General features: G+C 57.2%; 4 protein-coding genes. All 4 read right to left on the bottom strand.

Annotated features, from left to right (window positions below; translation table 11 throughout):
- Window positions 1-65: 65 nt before the first annotated feature.
- Genes gyrB through dnaA form a run of 4 tightly spaced genes read right to left on the bottom strand, consistent with a single transcriptional unit; the run spans window position 66 to window position 6,281 of the window.
- A complete protein-coding gene (gene gyrB, locus HX855_RS08315; RefSeq protein ID WP_177090141.1) occupies window positions 66-2,489 on the bottom strand; it encodes a DNA topoisomerase (ATP-hydrolyzing) subunit B in 2,424 nt (807 codons plus the stop codon).
- A gap of 4 nt (window positions 2,490-2,493) precedes the next feature.
- Window positions 2,494-3,597 (bottom strand): DNA replication/repair protein RecF, encoded by a 1,104-nt coding sequence (gene recF / locus HX855_RS08310; RefSeq protein WP_177090140.1) that lies wholly within the window; start codon window positions 3,595-3,597, stop codon window positions 2,494-2,496.
- A 20-nt stretch (window positions 3,598-3,617) separates the two neighbouring features.
- Window positions 3,618-4,721, bottom strand: a complete 1,104-nt coding sequence (gene dnaN / locus HX855_RS08305; protein WP_177090139.1) for a DNA polymerase III subunit beta — start codon at window positions 4,719-4,721, stop codon at window positions 3,618-3,620.
- A 39-nt stretch (window positions 4,722-4,760) separates the two neighbouring features.
- A complete protein-coding gene (gene dnaA / locus HX855_RS08300) occupies window positions 4,761-6,281 on the bottom strand; it encodes a chromosomal replication initiator protein DnaA (protein ID WP_177090138.1) in 1,521 nt (506 codons plus the stop codon).
- Between the last annotated feature and the right edge of the window lie 23 nt (window positions 6,282-6,304).

Raw genomic sequence — 6,304 nt, 5'->3', positions numbered from 1 at the left:
CCGTGAAGAACCAAAAAAAAGGCCAACGCTCAGCGTTGGCCTTTTTGTTTTGAGCTACAACCTGATCAGAAGTCCAGGTTGGACACCGCCAGGGCGTTGCTCTCGATGAAGTCACGACGAGGCTCGACCGCATCACCCATCAGGGTGTTGAAGATCTGGTCCGCGCCAATGGCGTCTTCGATGGTTACACGCAGCATGCGACGCTGAGCAGGGTCCATGGTGGTTTCCCACAGCTGATCCGGGTTCATTTCACCCAGACCTTTGTATCGCTGAATGGTGTGACGCTTGGTGCTTTCCGCCATCAACCAGTCCAGGGCTTCCTTGAACTCTTTGACAGCTTTCTTACGCTCGCCACGCTGAATGTAAGCACCGTCGTCCAGCAGGGTGCTCAGTTGCGCGCCGAGGGTCACAACAGTCTTGTAGTCGTTACTGCCGAAGAAGTCGCGGTTGAAGGTGACGTAGTTCGACAGGCCGTGGGAGATCAGTTCGACCTCTGGCAGCCAGACGTTACGCTCACGGTCTTCCCGCAGGCTGGCTTTGTAAACCAGGCCGGATTTTTCAACGGTACGCAGACGCACTTCGTACTGGGCCAGCCAATTCTGCATGTGGGCGTGATCGCCCAACTGCTCCAGGCTGACGGCCGGCAGGTAGATGAAGTGCTCAGTCAGCTCCTGAGGGTACAGGCGCGACAAACGCTTGAGGGTCTTCATCACCATGCGGAAATCGTTTACCAGGCGCTCCAACGCTTCACCGGAGATGCCCGGGGCTTCGTCGTTCAAGTGCAGGCTCGCATCTTCCAGGGCCGACTGCGTCATGTACTCTTCCATGGCGTCGTCGTCTTTGATGTATTGCTCTTGCTTGCCCTTTTTCACTTTGTACAACGGCGGCTGTGCGATGTAGATGTAGCCACGCTCGATCAGCTCCGGCAACTGACGGAAGAAGAACGTCAGGAGCAAGGTACGGATGTGCGAACCGTCGACGTCAGCATCGGTCATGATGATGATGTTGTGGTAGCGCAGCTTGTCGATGTTGTACTCATCGCGCCCGATGCCACAGCCCAGGGCGGTGATCAAGGTGCCGACTTCCTGCGAAGAAATCATCTTGTCGAAACGGGCCTTCTCGACGTTGAGGATCTTACCCTTCAACGGCAGGATGGCCTGGGTGCGACGGTTACGACCCTGCTTGGCGGAACCGCCAGCAGAGTCACCTTCCACCAGGTACAGTTCGGAGAGGGCAGGGTCTTTCTCCTGGCAGTCAGCCAGTTTGCCCGGCAGGCCGGCAATATCCAGCGCGCCTTTACGACGGGTCATCTCACGGGCTTTACGCGCAGCTTCACGGGCCCGCGCCGCGTCGATCATCTTGCCGACAACCAGCTTGGCTTCGTTCGGGTTTTCCAGCAGGAAGTCGGAGAAGTACTTGCCCATTTCCTGTTCAACGGCCGTCTTCACTTCGGAAGACACCAGCTTGTCTTTGGTCTGGGAGCTGAACTTCGGATCCGGAACCTTGACCGAAATAATTGCGGTCAGGCCTTCACGGGCATCATCACCGGTGGTGGCGACTTTATGCTTCTTCGCCAGGCCTTCCGCTTCGATGTAGGTGTTCAGGTTACGCGTCAGTGCAGAACGGAAACCCACCAGGTGAGTACCGCCATCGCGCTGAGGAATGTTGTTGGTGAAGCACAACAGGTTCTCGTTGAAGCTGTCGTTCCACTGCAGGGCGATTTCCACGCCGATGCCATCGTCACGCTGAACATTGAAGTGGAACACCTGGTTGACCGGAGTCTTGTTGGTGTTCAGGTATTCAACGAACGCACGCAGGCCGCCTTCGTACTTGAACAGCTCTTCTTTGCCGCTGCGCTCATCCTTGAGGACGATACCCACACCGGAGTTGAGGAAGGACAGTTCACGAATCCGCTTGGCCAGGATGTCCCAGCTGAAGTGGATGTTCTTGAAGGTTTCGTCGGAAGGACAGAAATGAATCTGGGTACCGGTGGTTTCGCTTTCGCCAACGATTTTCATGGGTTCTTGCGGAACACCGTGAACGTAGGTCTGCTCCCAGATCTTGCCACTGCGACGTACCGTCAGCACCAACAGCTCTGAGAGGGCGTTCACCACGGAAACACCTACACCGTGCAAACCGCCGGATACTTTATAGGAGTTGTCGTCAAACTTACCGCCAGCGTGGAGCACGGTCATGATGACCTCTGCCGCCGAAACGCCTTCTTCTTTATGCACATCGACCGGAATGCCGCGACCGTTGTCGCGCACGGTGATGGATTCGTCCGGGTGGATGATAATGCTGATGTCGTCGCAGTGACCGGCCAAAGCTTCGTCGATCGAGTTATCGACCACCTCGAACACCATGTGGTGCAGACCGCTGCCATCATCGGTATCACCGATGTACATACCGGGACGTTTGCGTACGGCATCCAAACCTTTAAGCACTTTAATGCTGGTCGAGTCGTACGTATTCGTATTTTCTTCGCTCATGCCTTCACTCCCGATGGTCGTGGGTCTGGGTGATACGGCCTTGTTCCACGTGGAACAAAGCGACTGGCGTTTCCGTCTGCCAGCCTTCCCTCAATAATTCGTGGTCTACACAGGTGATAAACACCTGGCAGCGTAAGTCTTCCAACAAGCGGCATAACGCGCGGCGGTGCTGCTCGTCCAGTTCGGACGGCAAGTCATCCACCAGATAAATACATTGCCCGCGCCGGGCCTGGCTAACCAGATGCCCCTGGGCGATACGCAGAGCACAGACCACCAACTTCTGCTGGCCACGGGACAAGATGTCCGCGGCATTGTGTGCGCCCAATCTAAGGCGCAAATCAGCCCGTTGTGGTCCGGCCTGGGTGTGACCAATTTGTTGATCCCGCTGTAAGGACGTCGCGAGCACTGCACTCAGTTCCCGGTCTCTGTCCCAACCACGGTAGTAGCTCAACGTCAGACCCTCGAGCTCAAGTAACTCGCTCAAGGTCTGCTCAAAGACTGGTTTCAAGGCTTTGATATAGGCGCGGCGGTATTCATCTATTTCAGCGCTGGCCAGGCACAGTTCCCGGTCCCAGGCAGCTTGAGAAGCGGCGTCAAGTGTACCATGCCGCAGCCATGAGTTCCGCTGCCGCAGGGCCTTCTGCAGGCGCTGCCAAGTGGCCATGAAACGCGGTTCCACGTGGAACACTCCCCAATCGAGGAATTGCCTGCGGATTTTTGGTGCGCCTTCCAGCAAGCGGAAGCTGTCTGGGTTGATCAGTTGCAGCGGCAGGATTTCCGCCAGTTGCGCGGCACTGCGAGCATTTTGCCCGTCGATGCGGATTTGAAACTCTCCCTGCCGATCACGAGATATCCCCAGGCTGCTATGACCGCCTTCCGCCAATTCAACTTGGCCAAATACAGTGCAGGCCAGTTGTTCGTACTGAATCACTGGCAACAAGCGGGCACTGCGAAAGGAACGGGCGAGCCCCAGCAAGTGAATGGCTTCCAGCACGCTGGTTTTGCCACTGCCGTTGGCGCCGTGGAGGATATTGATGCGGGGGGAAGGGGAGAAGGTCACCGGGTGCAAATTGCGCACCGCGGTGACCGAGACGCGACTGAGGGACATCTAGCTTCTGCTGAACATGATTACAGGCGCATCGGCATGACAACGTAAGCCGAGTCATCGTTGTCGGATTCTTGTACCAGGGCGCTGCTGTTGGAGTCGGACAGAATCAGGCGAACCTGTTCGGTGGTCATCACGCCCAGTACATCCAGCAAGTAACTGACGTTGAAGCCGATTTCCAGGTTGCCGCCGTTGTAGTCGACGCCCACTTCTTCTTCCGCTTCTTCCTGCTCCGGGTTATTGGCCTGGATTTTCAGTTGGCCGTTGGCCAATTGCAGGCGAATACCACGGTACTTCTCGTTGGAAAGAATGGCAGTACGGCTGAACGCTTCACGCAGGGCCTGACGATCACCGATCACCAACTTATCGCCGCCTTTAGGCAGTACACGCTCGTAATCCGGGAACTTGCCGTCAACCAGCTTGGACGTAAAGGTGAACTCGCCGGTGGTCGCACGAATGTGGTGCTGGCCCAGTACGATGCTGACATTGCCGTCCGGCTCGGTCAGCAGACGTGCGAGTTCCAGAATACCTTTACGCGGCACGATCACCTGGTGACGATCCGGCTGACCGATATCGGCTTTCATCGAGCACATGGCCAGACGGTGACCGTCGGTGGCGACGGCGCGGATGATGCCTTCGGAGACTTCCAGCAGCATGCCGTTCAAGTAGTAACGCACGTCCTGCTGGGCCATGGCGAAGCTGGTGCGCTCGATCAAACGGCGCAGCCGGCTTTGCTCCAGGCTGCAGGTCAGCGAGCCAGGGCCTTCTTCCACGGTCGGGAAGTCGTTGGCTGGCAAGGTCGACAGGGTGAAACGGCTGCGACCCGCCTTGACCACCAGCTTCTGCTCATCAACCTTGATGTCGATCAGCGCGTCGTTGGGCAGGCTTTTGCAGATATCCATCAGCTTGCGCGCCGGCACGGTGATCTCGCCCGGTTCGGCGGGCTCGTCCAACTGCACGCGACCTACCAGTTCGACTTCCAGGTCGGTACCGGTCAAGGACAGTTGCTGGCCTTCTACAACCAGCAATACGTTGGAAAGCACCGGCAAGGTCTGTCGGCGCTCGACGACGCCTGCGACCAGTTGCAGGGGTTTCAACAGGGCTTCGCGTTGAATGGTGAAATGCATGGTCTAGTCCCTTGCCTTAATAAGCTGCGCTGGTGTTCATCAAGTAGTCAGTGTACGCAGCAGGTTCTTGTAGTCCTCGCGAATATCCGCGTCGGATTCCTTAAGTTCGTTGATCTTGCGGCACGCATGCAAGACCGTGGTGTGGTCGCGACCGCCAAACACATCACCAATTTCCGGCAGGCTGTGGTTGGTCAACTCTTTGGAGAGCGCCATCGCCACCTGACGGGGACGTGCTACCGAACGCGAACGGCGCTTGGACAGCAGGTCGGAAATCTTGATTTTGTAGTACTCGGCCACGGTGCGCTGGATGTTATCCACACTCACCAGCTTGTCCTGCAACGCCAACAAATCTTTCAGGGATTCGCGAATCAACTCGATGGTGATATCGCGGCCCATGAAGTGCGAGTGAGCGATGACCCGCTTAAGCGCGCCTTCCAGCTCACGCACGTTGGAACGAATGCGCTGGGCGATAAAGAAGGCGGCGTCGTGAGGCAGGTCAACCTTGGCCTGGTCGGCCTTCTTCATCAGGATCGCGACGCGGGTTTCCAGCTCCGGCGGCTCTACCGCAACGGTCAGGCCCCAGCCGAAGCGCGACTTCAGACGCTCTTCCAGGCCTTCGATTTCCTTCGGATAACGGTCACTGGTCAAGATGACCTGTTGGCCACCTTCAAGCAACGCGTTGAACGTGTGGAAAAACTCTTCCTGGGAACGTTCCTTGCGGGCGAAGAATTGAATGTCATCGATCAGCAACGCATCAACGGAACGGTAGAACCGTTTGAACTCGTTGATTGCGTTGAGCTGCAGCGCCTTGACCATGTCTGCCACGAAGCGCTCCGAGTGCAGGTACACGACCTTGGCATTCGGGTTCTTCTTTAATAGATGGTTACCCACAGCGTGCATCAAGTGAGTTTTACCCAAGCCAACCCCACCATAAAGGAAGAGTGGGTTGTAACCGTGCTTGGGGTTGTCGGCGACCTGCCAGGCGGCCGCGCGGGCCAACTGGTTGGATTTACCTTCGACAAAGTTCTCAAAGGTGAACGTGCGGTTCAGATAACTGGTGTGCTTGAGCGCACCTTCTACCTGGACGGTGCGCTGTTCGGCACGAACCGGGGCCTGTTGGGAGCTGGCGCCGGCCATAGGGTCGAAGCTGTCGCGGGACGGCTCTTCATTTATAGGCGCGTTTTTCTGCGACGAGGATTTCGAAGGCGTCTGGGCCGCGGGTGCCGGCGAGTTATTAACAGGTGCCGCGGCGGCCTGGGCCTGCGAAGCACTGGCTGCCAACGGTGCATTCGGCGCCGCGCGGGGTGCCGAACTGCGTTTGCTGCCTATTAATAAGGAGAGCACCGGAGCAAGCCCGTTGCCATGTTCATCGAGCAATTCGAGAACGCGGCTCAGGTATTTCTCGTTGACCCAGTCGAGAACAAAACGATTGGGTGCGTAGACACGCAACTCGTCGCCTTCGGCTTCGACCTGTAGCGGACGGATCCAGGTGTTGAATTGCTGGGCAGGCAGCTCATCGCGCAAAAGCTCCACGCACTGCTGCCAAAGTTCCACTGACACGGATATCCCCTAAGTTGAAAGCC

The sequence above is a fragment of the Pseudomonas sp. IPO3778 genome, from assembly GCF_013386825.1.
Lineage (GTDB): Bacteria > Pseudomonadota > Gammaproteobacteria > Pseudomonadales > Pseudomonadaceae > Aquipseudomonas.
This window is presented reverse-complemented; position numbering and strand designations above follow the sequence as displayed.

What these genes read in the sequence shown, in the direction of transcription:
- gyrB (WP_177090141.1), bottom strand. Translation starts at nt 2,489, where the DNA reads ATGAGCGAAGAAAATACGAATACGTACGACTCGACCAGCATTAAAGTG.
- recF (WP_177090140.1), bottom strand. Translation starts at nt 3,597, where the DNA reads ATGTCCCTCAGTCGCGTCTCGGTCACCGCGGTGCGCAATTTGCACCCG.
- dnaN (WP_177090139.1), bottom strand. Translation starts at nt 4,721, where the DNA reads ATGCATTTCACCATTCAACGCGAAGCCCTGTTGAAACCCCTGCAACTG.